The sequence below is a fragment of the Nocardioides sp. P86 genome (genome assembly GCF_023712465.1).
Taxonomy (GTDB): Bacteria; Actinomycetota; Actinomycetes; order Propionibacteriales; family Nocardioidaceae; genus Nocardioides; species Nocardioides kribbensis.
Window position 1 is genome coordinate 622,120 of sequence record NZ_JAMAYE010000001.1, and the last position, 22,085, is coordinate 644,204.

Annotated in this window: 20 protein-coding genes; 3 read left to right on the forward strand and 17 right to left on the reverse strand. The window is 73.3% G+C overall.

Translation table 11 applies throughout. From position 1 onward, the window contains the following. Positions 1–10: 10 nt before the first annotated feature. The 3 genes from M3673_RS02860 to M3673_RS02870 form a co-directional block, all read right to left on the reverse strand. Positions 11–1,729, reverse strand: coding sequence for a glycerol-3-phosphate dehydrogenase/oxidase (locus M3673_RS02860; protein ID WP_056904596.1), 1,719 nt, complete (start codon positions 1,727–1,729; stop codon positions 11–13). Positions 1,730–1,864: 135 nt separating this feature from the next. Beyond that, positions 1,865–3,382 (reverse strand): glycerol kinase GlpK, encoded by a 1,518-nt coding sequence (gene glpK / locus M3673_RS02865; RefSeq protein ID WP_193664968.1) that lies wholly within the window; start codon positions 3,380–3,382, stop codon positions 1,865–1,867. 80 nt (positions 3,383–3,462) lie between these two features. Further along, the gene (locus tag M3673_RS02870; protein ID WP_227489291.1) at positions 3,463–4,293 is read right to left on the reverse strand and encodes an MIP/aquaporin family protein; all 831 of its coding nucleotides are present in this window, start codon (positions 4,291–4,293) and stop codon (positions 3,463–3,465) included. Positions 4,294–4,441: 148 nt separating this feature from the next. Here M3673_RS02870 and M3673_RS19530 point away from each other — a divergent pair, with 148 nt between their 5' ends. Both M3673_RS19530 and glpK (M3673_RS02880) read left to right on the forward strand, forming a co-directional pair. Continuing rightward, a complete protein-coding gene (locus tag M3673_RS19530; RefSeq protein WP_251531365.1) occupies positions 4,442–5,194 on the forward strand; it encodes an IclR family transcriptional regulator in 753 nt (250 codons plus the stop codon). Then, complete coding sequence (gene glpK / locus M3673_RS02880; RefSeq protein WP_251531367.1) at positions 5,191–6,720, forward strand: glycerol kinase GlpK; 1,530 nt, start codon at positions 5,191–5,193, stop codon at positions 6,718–6,720. The genes M3673_RS19530 and glpK (M3673_RS02880) overlap by 4 nt, the downstream gene beginning before the upstream one ends. Positions 6,721–6,751: 31 nt before the next feature. Here the strand turns inward: glpK (M3673_RS02880) and M3673_RS02885 are convergent, their stop codons facing one another. The 6 genes from M3673_RS02885 to rpsB all read right to left on the reverse strand — a co-directional run bounded on the left by M3673_RS02885 (position 6,752) and on the right by rpsB (position 11,679). Beyond that, positions 6,752–7,216, reverse strand: a complete 465-nt coding sequence (locus tag M3673_RS02885) for a hypothetical protein (RefSeq protein ID WP_251531369.1) — start codon at positions 7,214–7,216, stop codon at positions 6,752–6,754. A 225-nt stretch (positions 7,217–7,441) separates the two neighbouring features. After that, positions 7,442–8,329, reverse strand: coding sequence for a phosphatidate cytidylyltransferase (locus tag M3673_RS02890; protein WP_193664974.1), 888 nt, complete (start codon positions 8,327–8,329; stop codon positions 7,442–7,444). A 20-nt stretch (positions 8,330–8,349) separates the two neighbouring features. Beyond that, positions 8,350–8,904: a ribosome recycling factor gene (gene frr / locus M3673_RS02895; protein WP_251532767.1), complete on the reverse strand. Its 555-nt coding sequence runs from the start codon at positions 8,902–8,904 to the stop codon at positions 8,350–8,352. A gap of 52 nt (positions 8,905–8,956) precedes the next feature. Further along, positions 8,957–9,670: a UMP kinase gene (gene pyrH, locus M3673_RS02900; protein ID WP_056862385.1), complete on the reverse strand. Its 714-nt coding sequence runs from the start codon at positions 9,668–9,670 to the stop codon at positions 8,957–8,959. Positions 9,671–9,813: 143 nt separating this feature from the next. Beyond that, positions 9,814–10,626 (reverse strand): translation elongation factor Ts, encoded by an 813-nt coding sequence (gene tsf, locus M3673_RS02905; RefSeq protein ID WP_193664976.1) that lies wholly within the window; start codon positions 10,624–10,626, stop codon positions 9,814–9,816. A 96-nt stretch (positions 10,627–10,722) separates the two neighbouring features. Then, positions 10,723–11,679: a 30S ribosomal protein S2 gene (rpsB, locus tag M3673_RS02910; RefSeq protein ID WP_251531371.1), complete on the reverse strand. Its 957-nt coding sequence runs from the start codon at positions 11,677–11,679 to the stop codon at positions 10,723–10,725. 599 nt (positions 11,680–12,278) lie between these two features. Between rpsB and M3673_RS02915 the strand changes: the two genes are divergently transcribed. Beyond that, a complete protein-coding gene (locus M3673_RS02915; RefSeq protein WP_251531372.1) occupies positions 12,279–12,848 on the forward strand; it encodes a M23 family metallopeptidase in 570 nt (189 codons plus the stop codon). A 108-nt stretch (positions 12,849–12,956) separates the two neighbouring features. On the opposite strand, the gene M3673_RS02920 is transcribed toward M3673_RS02915, so the two are convergent. The 8 genes from M3673_RS02920 to M3673_RS02955 form a co-directional block, all read right to left on the reverse strand. After that, a complete protein-coding gene (locus M3673_RS02920; RefSeq protein WP_193665230.1) occupies positions 12,957–13,856 on the reverse strand; it encodes a tyrosine recombinase XerC in 900 nt (299 codons plus the stop codon). Positions 13,857–14,016: 160 nt separating this feature from the next. Further along, complete coding sequence (gene dprA, locus M3673_RS02925) at positions 14,017–15,180, reverse strand: DNA-processing protein DprA (RefSeq protein WP_251531374.1); 1,164 nt, start codon at positions 15,178–15,180, stop codon at positions 14,017–14,019. Continuing rightward, positions 15,177–16,769: a YifB family Mg chelatase-like AAA ATPase gene (locus M3673_RS02930; RefSeq protein ID WP_193664982.1), complete on the reverse strand. Its 1,593-nt coding sequence runs from the start codon at positions 16,767–16,769 to the stop codon at positions 15,177–15,179. Before M3673_RS02930 ends, dprA begins: the two co-directional genes overlap by 4 nt. Then, entirely contained in the window at positions 16,769–17,137 is a 369-nt protein-coding gene (locus tag M3673_RS02935) for a YraN family protein (RefSeq protein ID WP_193664983.1), read from the reverse strand. The genes M3673_RS02930 and M3673_RS02935 overlap by 1 nt, the downstream gene beginning before the upstream one ends. A 134-nt stretch (positions 17,138–17,271) precedes the next feature. Further along, positions 17,272–19,206: a hypothetical protein gene (locus M3673_RS02940; protein ID WP_251531376.1), complete on the reverse strand. Its 1,935-nt coding sequence runs from the start codon at positions 19,204–19,206 to the stop codon at positions 17,272–17,274. Positions 19,207–19,280: 74 nt separating this feature from the next. After that, entirely contained in the window at positions 19,281–19,733 is a 453-nt protein-coding gene (locus M3673_RS02945) for a TadE/TadG family type IV pilus assembly protein (protein WP_251531378.1), read from the reverse strand. A gap of 176 nt (positions 19,734–19,909) precedes the next feature. Continuing rightward, positions 19,910–21,634 carry a pilus assembly protein TadG-related protein gene (locus M3673_RS02950; RefSeq protein WP_251531381.1) on the reverse strand — a complete coding sequence of 575 codons (1,725 nt, stop codon included), beginning with the start codon at positions 21,632–21,634 and terminating at the stop codon, positions 19,910–19,912. Then, positions 21,634–22,068, reverse strand: a complete 435-nt coding sequence (locus M3673_RS02955) for a TadE/TadG family type IV pilus assembly protein (protein WP_193664992.1) — start codon at positions 22,066–22,068, stop codon at positions 21,634–21,636. Before M3673_RS02955 ends, M3673_RS02950 begins: the two co-directional genes overlap by 1 nt. Between the last annotated feature and the right edge of the window lie 17 nt (positions 22,069–22,085).

The window sequence follows — 22,085 nt, forward strand, 5'->3', positions numbered from 1 at the left end:
GGCCGGCAGGTCAGCTCAGCGGCACCACGTCGGGCGCGCCGAGGCGGGCGGCGTCGGCGGTGGCGTCGTCGGGCATCTGCTGGCTCTCGCGCTCGGCCTCGACCCGCTTGCGGTAGTGCTCGATCTCCAGGGAGCGCTGCTCCTCGCTCCACCCGAGCACGCCGCCGACGAGGTCGGCGACCTCCTCGGCCGCCCCGACGCCACGGTCGAAGGTCTCGATCGAGAGCCGGATGCGGCGGGTGAGCACGTCGTCGAGGTGGCGGGCGCCCTCGTGGCTGGCGGCGTAGACCGCCTCCACGCGCAGGTAGTCGGGCGCCGCGGCCAGCGGCTCGCCGAGGCCCGGGTCGGCCGCGACCAGGTCGAGCAGCTCGTGGACCAGCGAGCCGTAGCGCTTGAGCAGGTGCTCGATCCAGACCTCGTGCAGACCCGAGCGCTGGGCCAGCACGTGGCGGGAGTTGAGCAGCGCGTGGTAGCCCTCCGCGCCCAGCAGCGGGATCTTGTCGGTGACCGACTTCCCCACCACGCGGTCGAACTGCGAGGACAGCCCGAAGACGGCCTCGTCGACGGCGTCCTGGGCCATGATCCGGTACGTCGTGTACTTGCCGCCCGCGACCACGACCAGGCCGGGGGCCGGGTGGCCGACGGCGTGCTCGCGGGAGAGCTTGGAGGTCGCCTCCGACTCCCCCTCCAGCAGCGGGCGCAGCCCGGCGTAGACGCCCTCGACGTCGGAGCGGGTCAGCGGGGTCTCCAGCACGGCGTTGACGTGCTCGAGCAGGTAGTCGATGTCGGCCTCGCTGGCCGCGGGGTGGGCCTTGTCGAGGGCCCAGTCGGTGTCGGTGGTGCCGATGATCCAGTGCCGGCCCCACGGGATGACGAAGAGCACCGACTTCTCGGTGCGCAGGATCATCCCGACCTCGGAGCGGATGCGGTCCTTGGGCACGACGAGGTGGATGCCCTTGCTGGCGCGCACGTGGAACTGGCCGCGCTGGCCGCCCAGCGACTGGGTCTCGTCGGTCCACACACCGGTGGCGTTGACGACCTGCTTGGCGCGGATCGTGACGGTGCGGTCGTTCTCGAGGTCGCGCACCACGGCGCCGGTGACCCGCTCCCCCTCGCGCAGCAGCTCCACGACGCGGGCTCGGGAGGCCACGTGGGCGCCGTAGGCCGCCGCGGTGCGGGCGATGAACATGGTGTGGCGGGCGTCGTCGACCTGGGCGTCGTAGTACTTCAGCGCGCCGACCAGGGCGTCCTTGCGCAGCGACGGCACCAGCTTGCGGGCGCCACGTCGGGTGAGGTGCTGGTGCAGCGGCACGCCCGCCCGCCCGGAGATGCGGCTCATGGCGTCGTAGAGCGCGACGCCGGAGCCGGCGTAGAGCCGCTCCCAGCCGCGGTGCTGGAGCGGGTAGAGGAAGGCCACGGGGTGCACGAGGTGCGGGGCGAGCTCCTGCAGCAGCAGGCCGCGCTCCTTGAGCGCCTCGGCGACGAGACGGAAGTCGAGCATCTCGAGGTAGCGCAGGCCGCCGTGGACCAGCTTGCTGGAGCGGCTCGAGGTGCCGGAGGCGAAGTCGCGGGCCTCGACCAGCCCGACCTTCAGCCCGCGGGTGGCGGCGTCGAGCGCGCTGCCCGCGCCGACCACCCCACCGCCGATGACCAGGATGTCCAGCTCCTCGGAGGCCATGGCCTCCAGGGACTGCTCGCGCAGCTCGGGTGACAGGGCGACGGACCTCATCAGGGTGTCCTCTCGACGGTGGGGCGGGTGCGGTACGACGGGTGGGTGCCGGTGGTGCCTGGCCTGCGTGGTGCCGGTGATGGAGAGGGCCCGGGCCGGCCGGTCAGGCGGCGACCGGCCGGGCCGGGGTCGGCGTCACTCCACGTCGACCCAGTCCAGCGTGCGCTCGACCGCCTTCTTCCACTGGGTGTAACCCGCCTGGCGACGCTCCTCATCCCACTGTGGCGACCATCTCCTCGCCTCGTTCCAGTTCTCGCGCAGCTCGTCGGTGTTGTTCCAGAACCCGACGGCCAGACCGGCGGCGTAGGCCGCGCCGAGCGCCGTGGTCTCGGCCACGACGGGTCGGCTGACCTCGACGCCGAGCACGTCGGCCTGGATCTGCATGCACAGCTCGTTGGCGGTCACGCCGCCGTCGACCTTGAGCACCTCCAGGGTCACGCCGGAGTCCTTCTCCATGGCCTCGGCGACGTCACGCGACTGGTAGCAGATCGACTCCAGCGTGGCGCGCGCCAGGTGGGCGTTGGTGTTGAAGCGCGAGAGCCCGACGATGGCGCCGCGGGCGTCGGAGCGCCAGTAGGGCGCGAAGAGGCCCGAGAAGGCCGGCACGAAGTAGACCCCGCCGTTGTCGTCGACCTGGCGGGCCAGCGACTCGCTCTGCGCGGCGCCGGAGATGATCCCGAGCTGGTCGCGCAGCCACTGCACCGCCGAGCCGGTCACCGCGATGGAGCCCTCGAGGGCGTAGACGGTGTCCTGGTCGCCGAACTTGTAGCAGACCGTGGTGAGCAGGCCCGACTTCGACCGCACCAGCTCGGTGCCGGTGTTGAGCAACATGAAGTTGCCGGTGCCGTAGGTGTTCTTGGCCTCGCCGGGGGCGAAGCAGACCTGGCCGACCGTGGCGGCCTGCTGGTCGCCGAGGATGCCGGTGAGGGGCACCTCGCCGCGCAGCGGGCCGTTGGCCCGGGTGGTGCCGTAGCCGCCCGGCTCGGAGGAGGAGCGGATCTCGGGCAGCATCTGGCGCGGGATGTCGAAGAGGGCCAGCAGCTCGTCGTCCCACTGCAGGGTCTCGAGGTCCATCAGCATGGTGCGGCTGGCGTTGGTCGGCTCGGTGACGTGCACGCCGCCGTCGGTGCCGCCGGTGAGGTTCCAGATCAGCCAGGAGTCGGTGTTGCCGAAGATCGCGTCGCCGGCCTCCGCGGCCTCGCGGACCCCGTCGACGTTCTCCAGGATCCACTGGATCTTGCCGCCGGAGAAGTACGTCGCGGGCGGCAGGCCCGCCCGCTCCCGGATCAGGTCGCCGTGGCCGTCGCGCTCGAGCTTGCTGGCGATCCGGTCGGTGCGGGTGTCCTGCCACACGATGGCGTTGTAGTAGGGCCGCCCGGTCTTGCGGTTCCACACCACGGTGGTCTCGCGCTGGTTGGTGATGCCGAGCGCGCAGAGGTCCTCGGCGGTGAGCTTGGCCTTGCCGAGCCCGGTCTCGATGACCGAGCGGGTGCGCTCCCAGATCTCCACCGGGTCGTGCTCCACCCAGCCGGCCTGCGGCAGGATCTGCTCGTGCTCGAGCTGGTGGCGGGCCACCTCGTTGCCGCCGTGGTCGAAGATCATGAAGCGGGTGCTGGTGGTGCCCTGGTCGACGGCTCCGACGTACTCGGCCATGCGTGCCTCCTGGTGTGGGTGGGTGCTGCTGGTGCTGGTGGTGGGACTGGTGCTGGGGCTGGTGCTGGTGACGGGTCCGGTCACTGGTTGGGCCGGGGCTCGCTGACCGCCTCGTCCTGGGCGCCGTCGGCGGGGTCCTCGGTGAGGTGGTTCTCGATGAGCAGCTTGAAGAGCGCGCCGCCGATGAGGCCGCCGATGATCGGGGCGATGATCGGCAACCAGAAGTACAGGTCGCCGTTCTGGTCGTTGAGCGCCCCGCCGTAGCCGGTCATGAGCGAGGCCAGGCGCGGCCCGAGGTCGCGGGCGGGGTTGATGGCGTAGCCGGCGTTGGCGCCGAAGGCCATGCCGATGGCCACCACGAGCAGGCCGACCACGACCGGGCCGAGGTTGGCCAGGGGCGGGTTGTTCCACGCCGTGGTGAGGGCGAAGATCACGAAGACGAGGATCGCGGTGCCGACGACCTGGTCGAGGAAGGCCGTGGGGATGCTGACGCCCGCGCCGCCGTTGCCGGGCAGCGTGGAGAAGATGCCCTGGGTCTTGATGGTGTGGTCGGGGTCGACGGTCGCGATGAGGTCGGCGTAGGTGGCGCGCACGATGAGTGCCGCGACGAAGGCGCCGAGGAGCTGGGCGAGGGAGTAGGGCAGCACCTTGCGCCAGGAGAAGCCCTTGAAGGCCGCGAGCGCGATGGTGACCGCGGGGTTGAGGTGGGCGCCCGACAGGCGGGCGGCGACGTAGACGCCCAGCGTGACGCCGAGGCCCCAGGCCCAGGCGATCGAGTCGTGGTCGCCGAGGCTGCCGTCGGCGCTGGTCGACACCTGGGCGACCACGCCCGTGCCGAATAGGATCAGGATCATCGTGCCGGCGAACTCCGCACAGAGCTCGCCGACCAGGGGGTTCTTCGTGGACCGCAACTGTCTCTCCTCCCGGACGCGCCGTGCTCCTCCGGGACTCGGGGGTGGCGCCGGTCACAGCCAACACGAGACGCGCGTCACAGGCGAGGCCCGTCGTTCGGCATGACCGAACGTGCGTTCGTCGATGTCGAACGCCTAGGATCGGCCGGTGGCCACCATCCAGTCCATCGAGCGGGCCGCGGCCGTGCTCCACGTGCTCGGCGCGGTGCACGAGCCGGTGGCGCTCGGAGAGCTCTCCCGGCTGCTCGACCTGCCCAAGCCCACCGTGCATGGCATCGTGCGCACCCTGTGCGAGGTCGGCTTCGTGACCCAGGAGCCCGACACCGGCCGCTACGCCCTGGGCTCGGGCCTGGCCACCCTGGGCGAGGGGCTCGATCCCCACCTGCTGCGCTCGCGCGCCGTCAACTGGGCCGACGGGCTCGCGGCCCGCACTGGCATGGAGGTCGAGCTGGGCGTGCTGACCGGGCGCACCGTCGAGCTCGTGCACCACGTCTTCCGCCCCGACGGCTCGCCCCAGCGCCTGCGCGTCGGCGAGCTGCAGCCGCTGGCCACCAGCGCCCTCGGCCTCGTGCTGCTCGCCTTCTCCCCCGCGGTGAGCGCCTCGGCGGCCCGCGAGGCGGGCGGCCCGACCCCCCGGGTCTCGCTCGCCCGTGCGGTGCAGCTGGCCCGCCGCCAGGGATGGGCCTGCGTCGACAGCACGCTGCGCCCCGGTGTCGCCACCCTCGCGGCTCCCCTGCGCCGCCACCTGGGGCACAGGCTCGGGGTGGGGGTGGGCGCGCTGGGCGTCAGCGGACCGCGCGACCGCGTCCTCGGGCCGTCCGGCGAGCCCCGCGACGACCTGGTCACGCAGGTCGTCGCCGCCGCCCACGCCGTCTCCTCGACCCTGCAGGAGCGGCTGTGAGCGCGTCGTACGTCGCCTCGATCGACCAGGGCACCACCTCCACGCGGTGCCTGCTCTTCGACCACGCGGGTCGGATGGTCTCGGTGGCGCAGCACGAGCACCACCAGCACTACCCCCGGCCCGGCTGGGCCGAGCACGACGCCGCCGAGATCTGGGCCAACACGCTGCGGGTGCTGCCCGAGGCCCTGGCGCTCGCGGGGCTACAGCCCTCCGACGTGGCCGCGGTGGGCATCGCCAACCAGCGCGAGACCACGGTGGTCTGGGACCGCGCCACCGGGCGACCGGTCGCACCCGCCATCACCTGGCAGGACACCCGCACCGCCGACCTGGTCGCCGAGCTCGGCCGCAGCGCCGCCGCGCCGCTCTTCGAGGAGGTCTGCGGGCTGACGCCGGCCGGCTACTTCGCCGCGCCCCGGCTGCGGTGGCTGCTCGACCACGTGCCGGGCCTGCAGCGCCGGGCCCGGCTCGGCGAGGTCGCCTTCGGCACCATGGAGTCCTGGCTGATCTGGAACCTCACCGGCGGCCCTGACGGCGGCGTCCACGTCACCGACGTCACCAACGCCAGCCGCACCATGCTGATGGACATCCACACCCTGCAGTGGGACCAGCGCCTGCTCGACGCCCTCGACGTGCCGGCGGCGATGCTGCCCGAGATCCGCCCCAACGCCCAGGTCTACGGCACCTGCACGGTCGGGCTGCCGGGTGTCCTCATCGGCGGCGCCTTCGGCGACCAGCAGGCCGCGCTCTTCGGGCAGACCTGCTTCGACGAGGGCGAGGCCAAGTGCACCTACGGCACCGGCGCCTTCCTGCTGATGAACACCGGCGCCAGCGTGAGGCCCTCCACGCACGGCCTGCTCTCGACGGTCGCCTACGCCCTCGAGGGCGAGAGGCCCGTCTACGCCACCGAGGGGTCGATCGCCGTGGCCGGGGCGCTCGTGCAGTGGTTCCGCGACTCGCTGGAGATGATCTCCTCGGCCCCCGAGATCGAGACCCTCGCACGTCGCGTGGAGGACAACGGCGGGTGCTACATCGTGCCGGCCTTCGCCGGCCTCTTCGCCCCCCGCTGGCAGGCCGACGCGCGCGGCGTCGTCGTGGGCCTCACGTCCTACGTCACCCGCGGTCACCTCGCGCGGGCCGTGCTCGAGGCCACCGCCTGGCAGACCTGCGAGGTGGTGGAGGCCGTCGACCTCGACACCTCGCTGACCCTGTCACGGCTGCGGGTCGACGGCGGCATGACCGCCAACCACCTGCTGATGCAGACGGTCGCCGACGTGCTCGACGTGCCGGTCGAGCGGCCGCTGGTGGCCGAGTCCGTCTCGCTCGGGGCGGCCTACGCCGCCGGCCTGGCCGTCGGCTTCTGGCCCGACCTCGACGTCCTGCGCGGCACGTGGCGCCGCGCGGCGCTGTGGGAGCCGTCGATGAGCCCCGTCGTGCGCCGCCGGGAGCGGGCGGCCTGGGACCGCGCGGTGCAGCGCACCCTGCACTGGGTGGTCGACGAGGACCCCGACGCCGCACCACCCGGCTGAGCCGACCGCACGGTCAGCCCGGCCAGCCCGGTCAGCCGCGCGCCACCAGGATCCAGAGCACGAGGCCGCCGACGCCCAGCACGACGACGGCCGTCGAGACCATGCCGAGCGTCATGTAGCAGCCGAACCGCCGGGTGCGCGGCACGACGAGCAGCACCGCGGGCACCAGCAGCGCCACGAGCACGTAGGGGAAGAGCCGCTCCGCGGTGTCGTAGGCGACCACCGCGTTGAGCACCGCGCCGTAGACGCCCGGCACCAGGATGAGGAAGAGCAGCCCGGCGAAGAAGCCGGACAGCGCGGTGAAGGTCGGATGGTCGCGGTGCCACCAGCTCGGGCCCCCGTCGGCGCCCTCGTCCTCCTGGGCGGCCTCGTCGGCCCGGCCGGTCTCGTCGGCCCGGCCGCTCCCGGCCGGCTCGGACGGGACGACCTCCGCGGTCGCGGGCTCGTGCGACGGGTCCGGCGTGGTGGTGACCGGCCGGTCGGGGGTCGTGTCCATGGGAGGCAATATCTCACCTGCCGGCCCGCGACGGCCGCTCACCGCGCCCGCGGGCACCGGCACGGCCCGTCGAGCGCTCCCACCTCGACAGAGATCGGCGGCCGGGCGGTCCCGGTCGTCCCTGGCGCGGGCGAGCCGGACCACGCCGCTCGCGGCGTCAGCCGACCCGGCCCGAGCACCGGGCGCGCGGCGCCCACGAGGTGGACGAGCGCAGCAGGAGCCGGCTCAGAAGACGGCGTAGTGCAGCAGCAGCCAGATCGGCGCGGCCGTGGCGAGCAGGGAGTCGAGACGGTCCATGAGGCCGCCGTGGCCCGGGATGACCTGGCTCATGTCCTTGATGCCGAGGTCGCGCTTGATGACCGACTCGCACAGGTCACCGAGGGTGGCCATCACGACGGTGATCAGGCCGAGGGCCACGCCGACCCACCAGTCGCCGTCGAGCAGCCACACCACGAGGGCCGTGCCGCCGGCGACGGTGGCGACCGCCGACCCCGCGAAGCCCTCCCAGGACTTCTTCGGGGAGATGACCGGCGCCATCGGGTGGCGCCCGAAGAGCACGCCGCCGACGTAGCCACCGGTGTCGGAGGCGATGGTGACCAGGATGAAGACGATGACCGCCAGCACGCCGTCGTTGTCGAGGCCGGCGCCGCTCGAGCCGCCCTCGGCCAGCAGCAGCGCGACGAACGAGCCGAGGAACGGCACGTAGACGAGGGTGAAGACCGACGCCGTGGCGTTCATGACGTAGCCGTCGATGCCCCGGCGCAGCAGCCACAGCATGATCACCAGTGCAGCGACCGCAGTGGCGGTGACCAGCGCGGAGGCGCCGAAGAAGTAGGCGACGGCCACCATCGCGGCGCCACCCACCATGAGCGGCTGCTCGGGCAGGTCGATGCCCTTGGCGCCGAAGCCGCGGTGCAGCTCCCAGATCGCCACCACGACGGCGGCGACCACGATGACCATGAAGGCCGCCTTGTAGAACAGCAGCGACGCAGCGATCGCCGCGAGCAGGACGAAGGCCGAGGCGAACGCGGCAGGCAGGTCACGCCCGGCGCGACCGTGGTCCTTGACCGGTGGGGTCGCGCCGGGGGTGGTGTCCGGGGAGGTGTCTGTCATCGAGTCGGTGGTGGGAGGTCTCAGACCTCCAGCAGCTCCGCTTCCTTGTTCTTGAGCATCTCGTCGATCGCGTCGGTGTGCTTCTTGGTGGTGCCGTCGAGACGCTTCTCGGCCCCGGTGACGTCGTCCTTGCCGACCTCGCCGTCCTTCTCGAGCTTCTCGAGGTTCTGCTTCGCGGTGCGACGCAGGTTGCGCACCGCGACCCGGCCGTCCTCGGCCTTGCCGCGCGCGACCTTGATGTACTCCTTGCGCCGCTCCTCGGTGAGCTCGGGGAACACGCAGCGCAGCACCTTGCCGTCGTTGGAGGGGTTGACGCCCAGGTCGGAGTCGCGGATCGCGCGCTCGACGTTGCTCATCGCACCCATGTCGTAGGGCTGGATCAGGATGACCCGCGCCTCGGGGGCGGTGAAGCTGGCCAGCTGCTGCAGCGGGGTCGGCGAGCCGTAGTAGTCGACCACGATCTTGTTGAACATGCTGGGGTGGGCCCGGCCGGCGCGGATCGCGGCGAACTCCTCGCGCGTCGACTCCACCGACTTGCTCATCTTGCTGTCGGCCTCGTTGAGGATGTCGTTGATCACCGAAGGGGCTCCTTGTGTCGTCGCGGACTGCTGCGGGCGGGGCGGGCGCTCAGCCCGCGCTCACCCGCGTGCCGATCTTCTCACCCTGCACGACGCGCAGGATGTTGCCCTCGGGCTCCATGCCGAAGACGATCATGGGCAGCTTGTTCTCCCCGCACAGGGCGAACGCCGTCTGGTCCATGATCCGCAGGCCCTGGGAGATGGCCTCGTCGTAGGTCAGCTCGTCGTACTTGGTCGCGGTGGGGTCGAGGTGGGGGTCGGCGGAGTAGACGCCGTCGACCCCGCTCTTGGCCACCAGCACCACGTCGCAGCGGCTCTCCAGCGCGCGCTGCACAGCCACGGTGTCGGTGGAGAAGAAGGGCATGCCCATGCCGGCGCCGAAGATGACGACGCGGCCCTTCTCCATGTGGCGGATCGCGCGGCGCGGCACGTAGGGCTCGGCGACCTGCCCCATCGTGATGGCGGTCTGCACCCGGGTCTCGACGCCCATCTTCTCCAGGAAGTCCTGCAGCGCCAGGCAGTTCATGACGATCCCGAGCATGCCCATGTAGTCGGCCCGCACGCGGTCCATGCCCCGCTGCTGGAGCTCGGCGCCGCGGAAGAAGTTGCCGCCGCCGGTGACGACGGCGATCTGTACGCCCGCCTCGGCCACGGCGGCGATCTCCTTGGCGATGCCCTGCACCACGTCGGGGTCGATGCCGACGTTGCCGCCGCCGAACACCTCTCCGGAGAGCTTGAGGAGCACACGCTTGTATCCGGTCACGGACGGTCCCTTCGAGAGCGGGTCGGGGGGTGCACAGCGAGGAGGCCGGCGACGATGATCAGGGTCTGAGTCATCGTCGGCCGGCCTCCTCGTCGAGCGTGTGGCGCCAACCTAGTGGATGACGCCGGAACGGGTCGTGGCGATCAGGCCCCGACCTCGAAGCGGGCGAAGCGCTTCAGCGTGGTGCCGGCCTCGTCCAGGACGGTCTTGACCGACTTCTTGTTCTCGGTGACCGAGGGCTGCTCGAGCAGCACGACGTCCTTGAAGAAGCCGTTGAGGCGACCCTCGGTGATCTTGGCGATGGCCTGCTCCGGCTTGCCCTCCTCGCGCGAGGTCGCCTCGGCGATCTCGCGCTCCTTGGCGACGACGTCGGCGGGGACCTCGTCGCGGGTGAGGTACTGCGGGCGCATGGCGGCGACCTGCATGGCCGCACCCTTGGCGGCGGTCTCGTCGCCGTCGTACTCGACGAGGACGCCCACGGCCGGCGGGAGGTCGGCGGCACGCTTGTGCATGTAGACCACGACGGGGCCCTCGAAGTAGGCCACACGACCCAGCTCGATCTTCTCGCCGATGGACACGGCCAGGTCGTCCACGACCTCGCCGACGGTCTTGCCGTCGAGCGGGACGGCCTTGAGCGCCTCGGCGTCGACGGCCTTGGCCTGGTCGGCGGCGTCGGCGATGCGCTGGGCGGCGGAGACGAAGGCGTCGCCCTTGGCGACGAAGTCGGTCTCGCAGCGCAGCTCGACGAGGGCACCACCGGAGGTGGCGACCAGGCCGGCGGTGGCCTCGCGCTCGGCGGCGCGCTCGGCCATCTTCTTGCCACCCTTGATGCGCAGGATCTCGACGGCCTTGTCGAAGTCGCCCTCGGCCTCGGTCAGCGCCTTCTTGCAGTCCATCATGCCGGCGCCGCTGGTCTCGCGGAGCTTCTTGACGTCCGCGGCGGAGATGTTCGCCATGTGCTTCGTCCCTCGGTTCTGTGTGAGTGGGAGGTGTCCGGGCGTGCCACCGTCCGCGAGCGTCGCTCGCGGACGGTGGTCACGGCTGGAGCAGGATCAGGCCTTGGCCTCGTCGGCCGCGGGGGCCTCGGCGGTCTCGGTCTCGGCGGGGGCCTCGGCGGCCGGCTCGGCCGACGCGGCGACCTCGGCGGACTCGGCGCCCTCGGAGGAGGCACCGGTCGCCTCGGAGGCCGGGGCCTCCGCGGTGGCGTCGGAGGCGGTGGCGGTCTCGGCGGCCTTCTCGGCGTCGCCGGCCAGGAGCTCGCGCTCCCACTCGGCCAGCGGCTCCTCGGCGGTGGCGCTCTCGGCCCCGGTCTTGGCGCCGGAGCGGGCGATGAGGCCCTCGGCCACGGCGTCGGCGACCACGCGGGTCAGCAGACCGACGGCGCGGATGGCGTCGTCGTTGCCCGGGATCGGGAAGTCGACCTCGTCGGGGTCGCAGTTGGTGTCCAGGATGCCGATGATCGGGATCCGGAGCTTGCGGGCCTCCTCGACGGCGAGGTGCTCCTTCTTGGTGTCGACGATCCACACGGCCGACGGGGTGCGACCCATCTCGCGGATGCCGCCCAGGGTCTTCTCGAGCTTGTCGCGCTCCCGCTTCATCTGCAGGAGCTCCTTCTTGGTGCGACCGGAGCCCGCGACGTTGTCGAAGTCGAGCTCGTCGAGCTCCTTGAGACGGTTGATCCGCTGGTGCACCGTCTGGAAGTTGGTGAGCATGCCGCCCAGCCACCGCTGGTTGACGTAGGGCATCCCGACGCGGGTCGCCTGCTCGGCGATCGCCTCCTGGGCCTGCTTCTTGGTGCCCACGAACATCACGGTGCCGCCCTTCGAGACGGTCTCCTTGATGAAGGCGTAGGAGCGGTCGATGTAGGCCAGCGACTGCTGCAGGTCGATGATGTAGATGCCGTTGCGCTCGGTCATGATGAAGCGCTTCATCTTGGGGTTCCAGCGACGGGTCTGGTGCCCGAAGTGGACGCCGCTCTCGAGGAGCTGGCGCATGGTGACGACTGCCATGGTGTTGTTTCTCCTGTGTGGCCGCGAGCCCGTGCGTGCGTCCTTGCCCTCCGCCCGGGGGCGGGGAGGACGCACCGGCGCTCGAGGCCGGTCGTGTTCTCGGTTGTTCGCCCCCAGCGGGTGCTGGGAGCCCTGACGCCGGCACGCGACCCGACCTGCGCAGTGGGAGCCACAGGACCGAGGGTCGTCGCCCACGGGAGACCGACCACCCCGGTGAGGGCGGTCGACGCGGTCTGCCGACGTGCGAAGTCGACCACTGCGGACATGCCGCACTGATCGCAGTCTCCAGCCTACGCGCTGGCCGCCGCAGCAGCCCAATCCGACGACCCACGAGTCGCCCCCAGGCGGCGCGACGCCGCGCCCCCTCCACACCGTGCGCCCGCTCCTCCCCGGTCCACCCGACGGTCCTCGAGCCTGGGGTCATGCGCCGTCACCCGCCGACCCTCCCCGTCCGTGCCGTGACGCCCCGGACCGTCGGGACCGGCTCGGCCGGCCCGCCGAGGTCCGCTCGGGCACGGAGGCGGCTCCTGGCGGGCGCGGGACTCACGCTGGCGTCGCTGCTCGGCGTCGTCGCGCCGGCCAGCGCCGGGGAGGACCCGGTGGGCACCTGGCCCCTGCTCCCGCCTCCGGAGGTGACGGCGCGCTTCGACGCGCCGGCCTCACCGTGGGCGCCGGGCCACCGAGGGGTCGACCTGCTCGGCCGGCCGGGCCAGGCGGTGAGGGCGGCGCTGCCGGGCACGGTCTCCTTCTCCGGCACCATCGCGGGCCGCGGCGTGGTCGTGGTCGACCACGGCGCCACCCGCACCACCTACGAGCCGGTGGCCGGGACCGCCGCAGTGGGCTCCACCGTCTCCGGCGGCGAGGAGATCGGGGCCCTGCAGGTCGGCGGCTCGCACTGCGCGCCCCGCTCCTGCCTGCACTGGGGGTGGATCGCGGATCCCGACACCTACCTCGACCCCCTGCGCCTGGTGGGGGCCGGGCCCGTGCGCCTCCTCCCCCTGGGGTCGGGCGGGGCGGCGGGAGCGGTCGGGCCGCGCCCGAGCGGTCCGGCGGCGACGTCGCCGGTGCCGTGGGCGCCCCCGCTCCCCCGGGCCGCGTGGGTGGCCTGGGTCCCGTGGGCTCCGTGGCTGGGGCTGGTGGACCGGGGGGCCGAGGAGCCGAGGGGCTGACGCACGACCGGTGCTGTCGGCCCCGGACGGCTCGACGACCCGTGCCGCGGCGCGGGCAGCGGTGCTCACGGCCCGGGTGGCTCACGGCGCAGGCGCCACCCGGTGAGCCTAGGCGCGGGGGTGGGCCTGCTGGTAGGCCCGGCGCAGGCGGTCGGTCGTGACATGCGTGTAGAGCTGCGTCGTGGCCAGGGAGGCGTGGCCCAGCAGCTCCTGCACCGAGCGCAGGTCGGCGCCACCCTCGAGCAGGTGGGTCGCCGCGGTGTGACGCAGACCGTGGGGTCCGATGTCGGGGGCTCCGGGCACGTCCGCGATGCGTCGGTGCACGAGGGTCCGCACGGCGCGCTGGTCGATGCGACCACCCCTGACGCCGACGAACAGCGCAGGGCCCGACCCGGCGCGCACGAGAGCCGGTCGCCCGTGCCGGACCCAGAAGTCGACCGCGCGGGCGGCGGGCCGGCCGAAGGGGACCGTGCGCTCCTTGCGGCCCTTGCCGAGCACCCGCACGACGTTGCGCTCGCGGTCGACGTCGTCGACGTCGAGGCCGACCAGCTCGCCGACCCGGACGCCCGTGGCGTAGAGCAGCTCGAGCATCGCGACGTCGCGCAGGCCCACGGGGCTGCCGTCGTCGGCCAGCTCGCTCGCGGCCCGGATCAGGTCGGCCGCCTCGTCGGCGCGCAGCACCGGGGGCAGGGTCCGGTGGGCCCGGGGGCTGGCGAGGCTGGCGCCGACGTCCTGGGGGGCCCGCCCGGTGCGGGCGAGCCAGGCGGTGAGCACGCGCGCAGCGGTCGCCCGGCGGGCGAGGGTCGTGCGGGAGAGTCCCATCGTCTGCTGCTTGGCCAGCCAGCTGCGCAGCGTGCGGAGGTCGAGGGTGCCGACGTCGGTGTGGCCGAGGCGACGGGCGTGCTCGAGGAGGCCGGCGACGTCGGCGAGATAGGCACGGACGCTGTGGGGGCTCAGGTCGCGCTCGACGGCGAGGTGCCGCTCGTAGTCGGCCAGGACGCGCGTCATCTCCGGCGGCAGCGTGTCGGTGGGCTCGGTGGGCTCGGTGGGCTCGGCCGACCGCCCGTCGTCCGCCGGCCCACCCGTGCCCGAGGACGCGGCGACGGCGGCTGCCCTGTCGTCCGGCGCCGGGGTGCTCATCAGGCGATGCTAGGCCGGGCCGGCCTGCTCAGTCGTGAGCCAGTGCGGCGAGCCGCCAGCCCTCCTCACCGTGCTCCACGAGCCCCGCACGGTGCAGGCGGCTCAGGGCCGACTGCACCTCGAGGAGCCCGAGCCCCGCGGCCCGGGCCACGGAGTCGGCGGGCGCGGCGCGCGCGACCGGCACACCGTCGAGGACCTGCTGGTCGCGCCGGCTGAGGCGGTCGCGGCTGCGCTCCGGACCGCGGGGCTCCTCGACCAGGTGCTCACCGCTGGCTCCCACCAGCTCGAGGACGTCGGCCCCGCCCGTCACCAGCGCCGCGGCACCGGAGCGCAGGAGCTGGTGGACGCCCTGCGACGGCGCGCTGGTCACGGGCCCCGGCACCCCCATCACGACCCGGTGGAGCCGACCGGCCCAGTTGGCGGTGTTGAGAGCGCCGCTGCGGGCGGCCGCCTCGACGACGACGGTGCCGCAGGTCAGCGCCGCGATGAGCCGGTTGCGGCTGAGGAAGCGGATGCGGGTGGGCGGCAGTCCCGGTGCCGTCTCCGAGACCACCGAACCCACCGTGGCGATGTGGTCCAGCAGGGTCGAGTGGGCGGCGGGGTAGCTCCGGTCGGCGCCGCACGCGAGGACCGCCGCGGTCGGCGCACCCGAGGCGAGCGCCCCGCGGTGGGCCGCCTGGTCGATGCCGAAGGCCGCCCCCGAGACCGCGGTGAGCCCGGTGAGCGACACCCGGGCGGCGATGTCACGCGCGACGCTCTCGCCGTAGGTCGTCGACGAGCGCGAGCCGACCACCGCCACTCCCCCGGCGAGCTCGTCGAGACGCAGGGGCCCGCGCACCCACAGGCCGATCGGCACGCCGCCGCGGTCGTGGAGCGGGTCGGCCGACCGCAGGTCGTCGAGGCCCGCGGGCCACTCGGGGTCGCCCGGCACGACGAACCGGATCCCCCGCTCCTCGGCCTGCACGAGCTCACGCTCGGGATCGAGGGCCTCCAGCCGCTGCCCGACGTCGTCGAGCAGGCCGTGCAGGTCGCGCTGGGAGGTGAGGTGCTCGTGGACGGCGACGGGTCCGAGATCGGTGACCAGGGTGTTCATCCGCAGGTCGCCCGGCTCGGCGAGCCTGCTCAGCGCGACGCGGGCCAGCCGGTCGTCGAGCCCGACCCGTGGCGCCGACCCGGTGGGTCGCCGGCTCATCCGGCGCGCCGCAGCGTCGAGGACAGCAGCGGCTCGCCCCGACGCAGCCGCAGCGCCACCTCGACCTCGTCGAGCCCCGGTCGGGCCCGCTCGTCGGGCAGGAGGTCGAGGACGGTCCAGGCGAGGCGGTTGACCCTCACGGCACCGCGGCCGGTCAGCTGGCCGGCGTAGACCTGCTCGTCGACCATCCGCTGGGCGTCGGCGTCCAGCCGCCACCGGTCGCGCAGCTGCGGGCCCGGGGTGTGGGCGTTGAGCCGCCAGCTGCACCCGGCGTAGCGGTCGGCCTGACGGCGACGGGCCAGGGACACCCGGCGCCGCACCACCTCGGAGGGCTCGGCGCGGCTGAAGACGTCGCGCTGGTCGTGCGGGGCCAGGGGCTCGACGTATCGCACGACGTCGATGCGGTCGGCGATGGGACCGGTGATGCGGGCGCGGTAGTCGCGACGCTTGCGCTCGGTGCACCCGCAGCTCATCGCGCCCGACCGCGGGGCGTACTCGCCGCAGGGGCAGGGGTTGCAGGCGAGCACCACCATGGCCCGGGCCGGCAGCGTGACCGACTCCTCGCGGCGCGCCACGGTGACGTCGCCGCTCTCGAGCGGCTGGCGCAGCGCGTCGATGACGTCGCTGTGGAAGAGCGGGAACTCGTCGAGGAACAGGACTCCGAGGTGGGTCCGGCTCAGCTCGCCGGGCCGGACCGCGCCGCTGCCGCCACCGATGAGGCTGGCCTTGCTGGCGTCGTGGTGGGGGGCGCTGAACGGAGGCCGGACCACCATGCCCGCGCCTGGCTCCAGCACCCCGGCCAGGGAGTGGATCGCGGTGAGCTCCAGGGACTCCGAGCCGGTGAGGTCGGGGAGGATGGTCGGTATCCGCTCGGCGATGCTGGTCTTGCCGGCGCCCTTGGGCCCCTCCAGCATCAGGTGGTGACCGCCCGCGGCGGCGACCTCGACGGCGAAGCGGGTGTCCTCGAGACCCAGCAGATCGGCGAAGTCGCCCTCCTCGCGGCGCTCGTCGCCGCGCCAGGCGAGGAGACGGCTCCCGCTCGCCGAGGCCACCGGCGGCGCCCAGGGCACCTCGTCGCCGCGGAGCTCGGCGACCACCTGACCCAGCGACCGCACCCCGAGGACCTCCATGTCGGGCACCATCGCGGCCTCGTGCGCCTGCGGCTCGGGCACGAAGACCCGGCGCACGCCCCGTGCCGCGGCCGCCAGCACCATCGGGAGGACCCCGTGCACGCCGCGCAGGTTGCCGTCGAGGGTGAGCTCGCCGATGAGCACGACCCCGTCGAGCGCGGCCTTCGGCACCGTGCCGTCGGCGGCGAGCACCGACACGGCGATGGCCAGGTCGAAGTGGGTGCCGCGCTTGAGCAGGTCGGCCGGGGACAGCAGGATCGTGATGCGCTTGGTGGAGGGCCACTCGAAGCCGCCGTTGATGACGGCCATGCGGCAGCGGTCGCGCGACTCGTTGAGCGAGGCGTCGGGTCGGCCGACGAGCGTGAGCCCCACCTGGCCGGGTGACACGTCGGTCTGGACGTCGATGAGGTGCCCCAGGGCGCCGTGCAGGGACACCGACCGCGCGGTCGCCGTGCTCATCAGACCAGCCCCCGCACGTGGTCGATGGTCGAGGCGCCCTGGCGGGGCCGCAGCACCGCCACCAGGTCGATGCGGAGCTCGACGCGCCCCAACCCCTGCTCCACCCGCCACGCCTCGCCGAGGCGCAGCAACCGGTCGAGCTTGGCGTCGGTGACCGCCTCGTGCGGCGTGCCACGGCCCAGGCTGCTGCGGGTCTTGACCTCGCAGACCACCAGGACGTCGCCGTCGCGCAGGACGAGGTCGATCTCTCCCGCCGGGCAGCGCCAGTTGCGTGCGAGCACCGTCATCCCCTGCGCCACGAGGTGACGCTCGGCGAGCGCCTCGCCGTAGGCACCCAGGGCCTGTCGTGATCCTGCCGTCGTCGTCATGGGACCTCCTGACGAGGAGGCTCCTCCGGATCGCCGGTGCGTGGGGTCCCACCGCAGGAGGGTGTGGAGGACGCTCCGGTCGCGTGCGTCTGTGGACGACTCGTGGTCCTGCCCGGGGCGGACGTCGCGTCGGCTCAGCCGACGAGGCGCACGATGCTGGGCCCGAGGTCGGCGTCGTAGGCCACCGTCGGCGCCTGCGCGTCGACCGGGAGGGCCGCCTTGTCGAAGACGAAGACCTGGAGCGCCTTGACCGAGTTGCCGTTGATCGCCAGGCCGTTGGAGGCCGAGGCGGCGCTGCTCTGGGTCTCGTCGGTGAGGAAGCCGGGCACGAAGTCCAGGATCGGCTGGAAGCGCTTCTGGGCCCGGTCGGTGGCGTAGACCACCGGGAGCCACACGAGCCGGGGCGAGTCGACGACCTCCGGCGCCAGCATCGTGGCCGACACCCCCGTGCGGGTCAGCGAGTCGAGCGTGGCGCCGTTGCGCAGGAAGCAGGAGAGCACGTCGTTGTTGAGCCGCACGCTGCCGACGACGAGGTCGCCGCGACCCGGGCAGGTGGTGGCGCCGTTGCGCACGTCGAGGCGCCCCGGCCTCGACCCCGTGCCGCTGACGAAGCCGTCGTAGAGGGCCGGACCGTCGTTGCCGGTGTCGCCGAGGATGCAGTTGCGGCCGTCGAGGGGCTGGTCGTCCGGCACGGCTCCGCTGATCCAGGAGGAGCCGCTGCCGCACTCCTTGGTGACGGTCTGGCCCACGGCGAAGGAGTAGGGCACCAGCTGGTGGTCGAGGCCGCCGGCGATGTTCGCCGCGAGCCGTCGCTGCCCGGTGAGGCCGTCGCGCCGGGGGCTGTCGAGCTGGCCGAAGTTGCCGCGGTCCTGACCCACGCAGCCCACGGGCACCCCGGTCGGCGACGGCGCCGGCTCGGGCGTCGGTGTCGTCGTCGGTGTCGCCGTCGGGGAGGCGGTCTGCGTGGGCGAGGGCCCGGCGCTCGGGGACGGGCTCGGGCTCGCCGTCGGCGTCGGGCTGGGGGTCGGCGAGGGCGACGGGCCGACCACCACGTAGTCGAGGTGGTTGGCGGAGATCTCCAGCCGGGCGTTGCCCTTCGCCTGGATCAGGGCGTAGACCCGCCACGTGCCGGGGGTGGCCGACACCTCGCCGCCCACGGTGAAGGTCGGCACGACCAGCGGGTTGGTCTTGCCGACGTCCTGGGCGGCGTAGTCGACGTAGGTGGAGCCGTCGGGTGAGTAGAACCGGATCGAGGCACGGTCGGTGTTGCTGGGGATGGAGTCGACCTGGAGCTGGGAGACGCTGAGCTGCTGCCCGACGGTGACGCTCAGGGCGCGGGGGCTGGTGATCCGGTGGGACCCCACCGGGATGCCCGGCGAGGCCACCGCGGTCGTCGTCGTGGTCGTGGGGCTCGGGCTGGCCGTCGCGGCCGGGCCGCCCGACCCGCTCGCCGTGGCGGTCGGGCTGGACGTCGGGCTGGGCGTCGGGCTGGGCGTCGGGCTGGGGGCGACGGTCGTGGTCGTCGTGGTCGCGGCGAGCGAGTTGCCGCCGGTGGTGTCGGCGGCGGCCGGGCCGAGGGCGCACCCGTCGGGCAGCCAGAAGGGCACCATGTCGGCGGGCGACGGCAGCGGCGAGACCACCCTGACCGTCGCGACCCGCTGCACGTCGACGGCCGTCCGGCCGAGCACGCCGGCGAGGCCGAACTCGACGTGGGCGGCCGGCGCCACGACCTCCATCTGCACGCAGACGTCGGTGCAGGCCGTGCCGTCGGCGTGCTCGAAGGACACCTCGCCGTTGGCGCGCTGGCCGTCGAGCAGTGCCGACCCGGTGGCGACCGGCTGGCCGGGGGCGCGGTTGGCGTTGAGGTAGCGGGCCGCGTCGGCCGCGATCGCCGCGGGCGCGGCCGCCGGCACCGACACCCTCATCGGCAGGCGCCACCCGGCGCTGGTCGCCGTCACGTCGGCCTGCTTCTGCACCGCGCGCCCCCGGGACCAAGCGTTGCCGAGGTCGACCGCGAGCGCGGAGACCCCGAAGAGCACGACGGCCATCACGGCGATCATCACCGCCATGGCCCCGCCCTCGTCCCGCGTACGCCGGCGGCGCCGAGCCGCCCGGGGAGCGGCCGGGCGGGCGCACCGCTCGGTCACGGGCAGGCCTCGGGCTGGCGCGGCACGAACTCGACGCGCGCCTCGGCGGTGGCGTTGACCTCGCCGTCGTCGACGAAGGGCAGGATCGGCAGCTGCAGGTCGAAGCTGTCGAACTGCACCGTCACCGTGACCACGTCGCCCACCTGCACCTGGCTCGGCAGCGCGGTGGCGTAGCTGCGCCGCACGGTCGCGGTGGAGCCCGACCCGGTGAGGCCCTGGATGTCGGCGGCGACGGCGGTGCGGTAGGCGGCGCAGGTCGCGGGGTCGCCGACGGCCGCCATCCGGGCGGCGTTGCGGGCGATGTCGCTGCCGCCCTGCATGGCCCAGAAGTAGAGGCCGTACTGGATGATCCCGAAGAGCAGCAGGAAGAGCACGGGCATGAGCAGGGCGAACTCGACGACGGTCGCGCCCCGCTCGGAGCGCTGCCGTGCCGCTCGTCTGGTGCCCACAGCCGGTCGCCTCTCGGGAGCGCTGCTCAGGTCCCCCGGTGGACGCGCGTCAGCGACAAGGAGCATCGGTCGGGCCGGACCCGTGCTGAGCGCTCGCTCGGTAAAATCAACGCGAGATCCTCAGATCGGTAACAGATCCACCACGGCCCGCGTCCCACTGGAGGACGGCGACCGGCTCAGCCGCGCAGTGCGGGGAGGCTGCACACCGCCTCGAGGGCGAACACGTCGGCGCCACCCACCCGCACGCCCAGGAGCCTGGCGACCGGGCCGACGAGCTGGCTGTCGAGGTTGCTGGCCAGCGGGGTGAGGGTCTTGTTGACGAAGGCGTTGGGCCCGTTGGTGAGCCCGTCGAGCACCGCCGTGGTGACGGAGGTGATCTGGCTGGCGTTGAGGGTCAGGCCGGCGGCGGTGATGGAGGAGGAGGTGATGGTGGGCACCACCGAGCTGAGCACGTTGACGGTGCCGCCGGTCGACTTCGGCGTGACGTCGTTGGGAGGCAGCGCCAGTGGGACGGTGCTGGTCGCGGCCGGGGCGGGGCTGCTCATGGTCAGTCTGACCCCCACGTCGACCGCCACGTCGACCGAGGTCAGCAGCAGCTCGAGCTTGAGGGTGCCCTTGACCTCGAGGTCGACGGTGAGGCTGTACTCCGCGAGCCCGCTGGCCACGGCCACCGAGAAGGTCGAGGGGTCGGTCGTGGTGCCGTTGCCGCAGTGGACCTGGGGCGGGTCGACGAGCTGGGAGGTGGCGTTGCCCAGCTTGAGGTGCACGTTCCCGGTGGCCTTCGGGGTCTGCAGGGTGCCCTTCACCAGGCCGAGGTTGAGGTTCATGCTCGGGAGGTTGACGAAGGTCAGGCCCAGGTCGCCGGCGATCTGGCTCGTGGCCGCACGTGCCTCGGCCGAGTTGGGCGCGCCGCAGGCGGTCTGCCTGCCCTGCTGCACGAAGATCCCGCCGGTCACCTGGCTGCCGAGGCCGGGCACCTGGGCCTGGAGGTTGGGGACGGCCACGGCGTGCTGGCCGGTGGCGACGCCGACCGAGCCCGCGATCAGGTCGAGCACGTTGAGCCCGGTCTCCAGGGCCGCGCTGTCGGTCGGGGAGATGTTGAGCAGCGAGCCCAGCCGCACCGCCGGCACGCTGCCGGCGACGGCCAGGAAGGAGCCGAGGGCGCTGACGGCCGCGCTGTAGCCGGCCGGCTTCTCCCTGTTGAGCACGTCGATGGTGCCCTTGACCAGGTCGCCGAAGGCCACCGGCGCGGTGAGCAGCTCGGTCTCGGTGCCGAGCACGGCGGTCGCGGCCAGCTGGGCCAGGCTCACCTCGGTGTTGGCGATGCCCTGGTAGCCGACCAGCGTGAGGTCGACCCCCAGCAGGCTGTTGAGCGGGGCGAGCAGGGCCGAGTCGTTGCTGCGCACCGCCGCGGCGTAGGACCCCAGGGCGTGGCAGGCGGTCGTCGTCGAGGTGGCGTACGCCGTGCGCGTCGCGCTGCCCGAGCCGGCGGCGAAGGCGAAGTCGGTGCTCGCGCTGGCGACGACCTTGACGGCGGTGGGCGGCTCGGCGGTCGTGTTCCAGGTCGTGCCGTTCCACGACCCCCAGTCGGCGGTCACGACGAGGTCGTCGCCGAGCGTGGTGCTGTTGCGGGCGACGCTCTGGCTCAGCAGCGAGGTGGACGAGGTGGTCACCAGCGCGGCCAGCTGGGCCTGGGAGCGGCCGTCGATCTCACGGGCCATGTCGAGCGCGACGACGTCGGCGATGGCCTGCATGTCACGGCGCACGACGCGCTGGGTGCCGAGGTCGACGGCGAGCGCGGCCACGGCGAGCAGCAGGGCGATGGTGACCGCGAGGAAGACCGCGACGGCGCCGCGCTGGCCGCGCTCGTCACGGTGCACGCGCCAGGTGCCCCGCAGCATCAGCTCACCCTCGCCGTCGCGGTGTAGCTCAGCGTCTGCGGCAGCGGCACGAGCGGGAGCTTCGGGGTCAGCGGCCGAGCGGCGTAGGGGTAGGACACCAGCACCTGCACGCAGCGGGCGCTGCCGCAGGTGGTGAAGGTGACCGTGCAGGTGGCACCGGAGCTGCAGGAGACGCCGTAGCTCTGGAGCGCCTCGTTCACGCTGGCCAGGGCGGCCGTGCGGCGCGAGGCCTCCTGGGTGGTGTTGAAGGCCTGGGCGCCCACGGCGGCCGCGCGGGCACCCTCGGCCGCCCCCTGGCTGATCGCCTGGCGGAAGCTCAGCATGTAGCCGTAGGTGATGATCCCGAAGACGAGCAGCAGCAGCAGCGGCGCCACGAGGGCGAACTCGACCGCGGCCGCGCCCCGCTCGCGGTCGCGTCCCTGTCGCAGACCCATGTCTCCCTCACCCCGCA

Coding starts and splice junctions, on each gene's coding strand:
- M3673_RS02860 (WP_056904596.1), bottom strand. CDS start 1,729: ATGAGGTCCGTCGCCCTGTCACCCGAGCTGCGCGAGCAGTCCCTGGAG.
- glpK (WP_193664968.1), bottom strand. CDS start 3,382: ATGGCCGAGTACGTCGGAGCCGTCGACCAGGGCACCACCAGCACCCGC.
- M3673_RS02885 (WP_251531369.1), bottom strand. CDS start 7,216: ATGGACACGACCCCCGACCGGCCGGTCACCACCACGCCGGACCCGTCG.
- M3673_RS02890 (WP_193664974.1), bottom strand. CDS start 8,329: ATGACAGACACCTCCCCGGACACCACCCCCGGCGCGACCCCACCGGTC.
- tsf (WP_193664976.1), bottom strand. CDS start 10,626: ATGGCGAACATCTCCGCCGCGGACGTCAAGAAGCTCCGCGAGACCAGC.
- rpsB (WP_251531371.1), bottom strand. CDS start 11,679: ATGGCAGTCGTCACCATGCGCCAGCTCCTCGAGAGCGGCGTCCACTTC.
- M3673_RS02920 (WP_193665230.1), bottom strand. CDS start 13,856: ATGACGCGCGTCCTGGCCGACTACGAGCGGCACCTCGCCGTCGAGCGC.
- dprA (WP_251531374.1), bottom strand. CDS start 15,180: ATGAGCCGGCGACCCACCGGGTCGGCGCCACGGGTCGGGCTCGACGAC.
- M3673_RS02930 (WP_193664982.1), bottom strand. CDS start 16,769: ATGAGCACGGCGACCGCGCGGTCGGTGTCCCTGCACGGCGCCCTGGGG.
- M3673_RS02935 (WP_193664983.1), bottom strand. CDS start 17,137: ATGACGACGACGGCAGGATCACGACAGGCCCTGGGTGCCTACGGCGAG.
- M3673_RS02940 (WP_251531376.1), bottom strand. CDS start 19,206: ATGGCGGTGATGATCGCCGTGATGGCCGTCGTGCTCTTCGGGGTCTCC.
- M3673_RS02950 (WP_251531381.1), bottom strand. CDS start 21,634: ATGCTGCGGGGCACCTGGCGCGTGCACCGTGACGAGCGCGGCCAGCGC.
- M3673_RS02955 (WP_193664992.1), bottom strand. CDS start 22,068: ATGGGTCTGCGACAGGGACGCGACCGCGAGCGGGGCGCGGCCGCGGTC.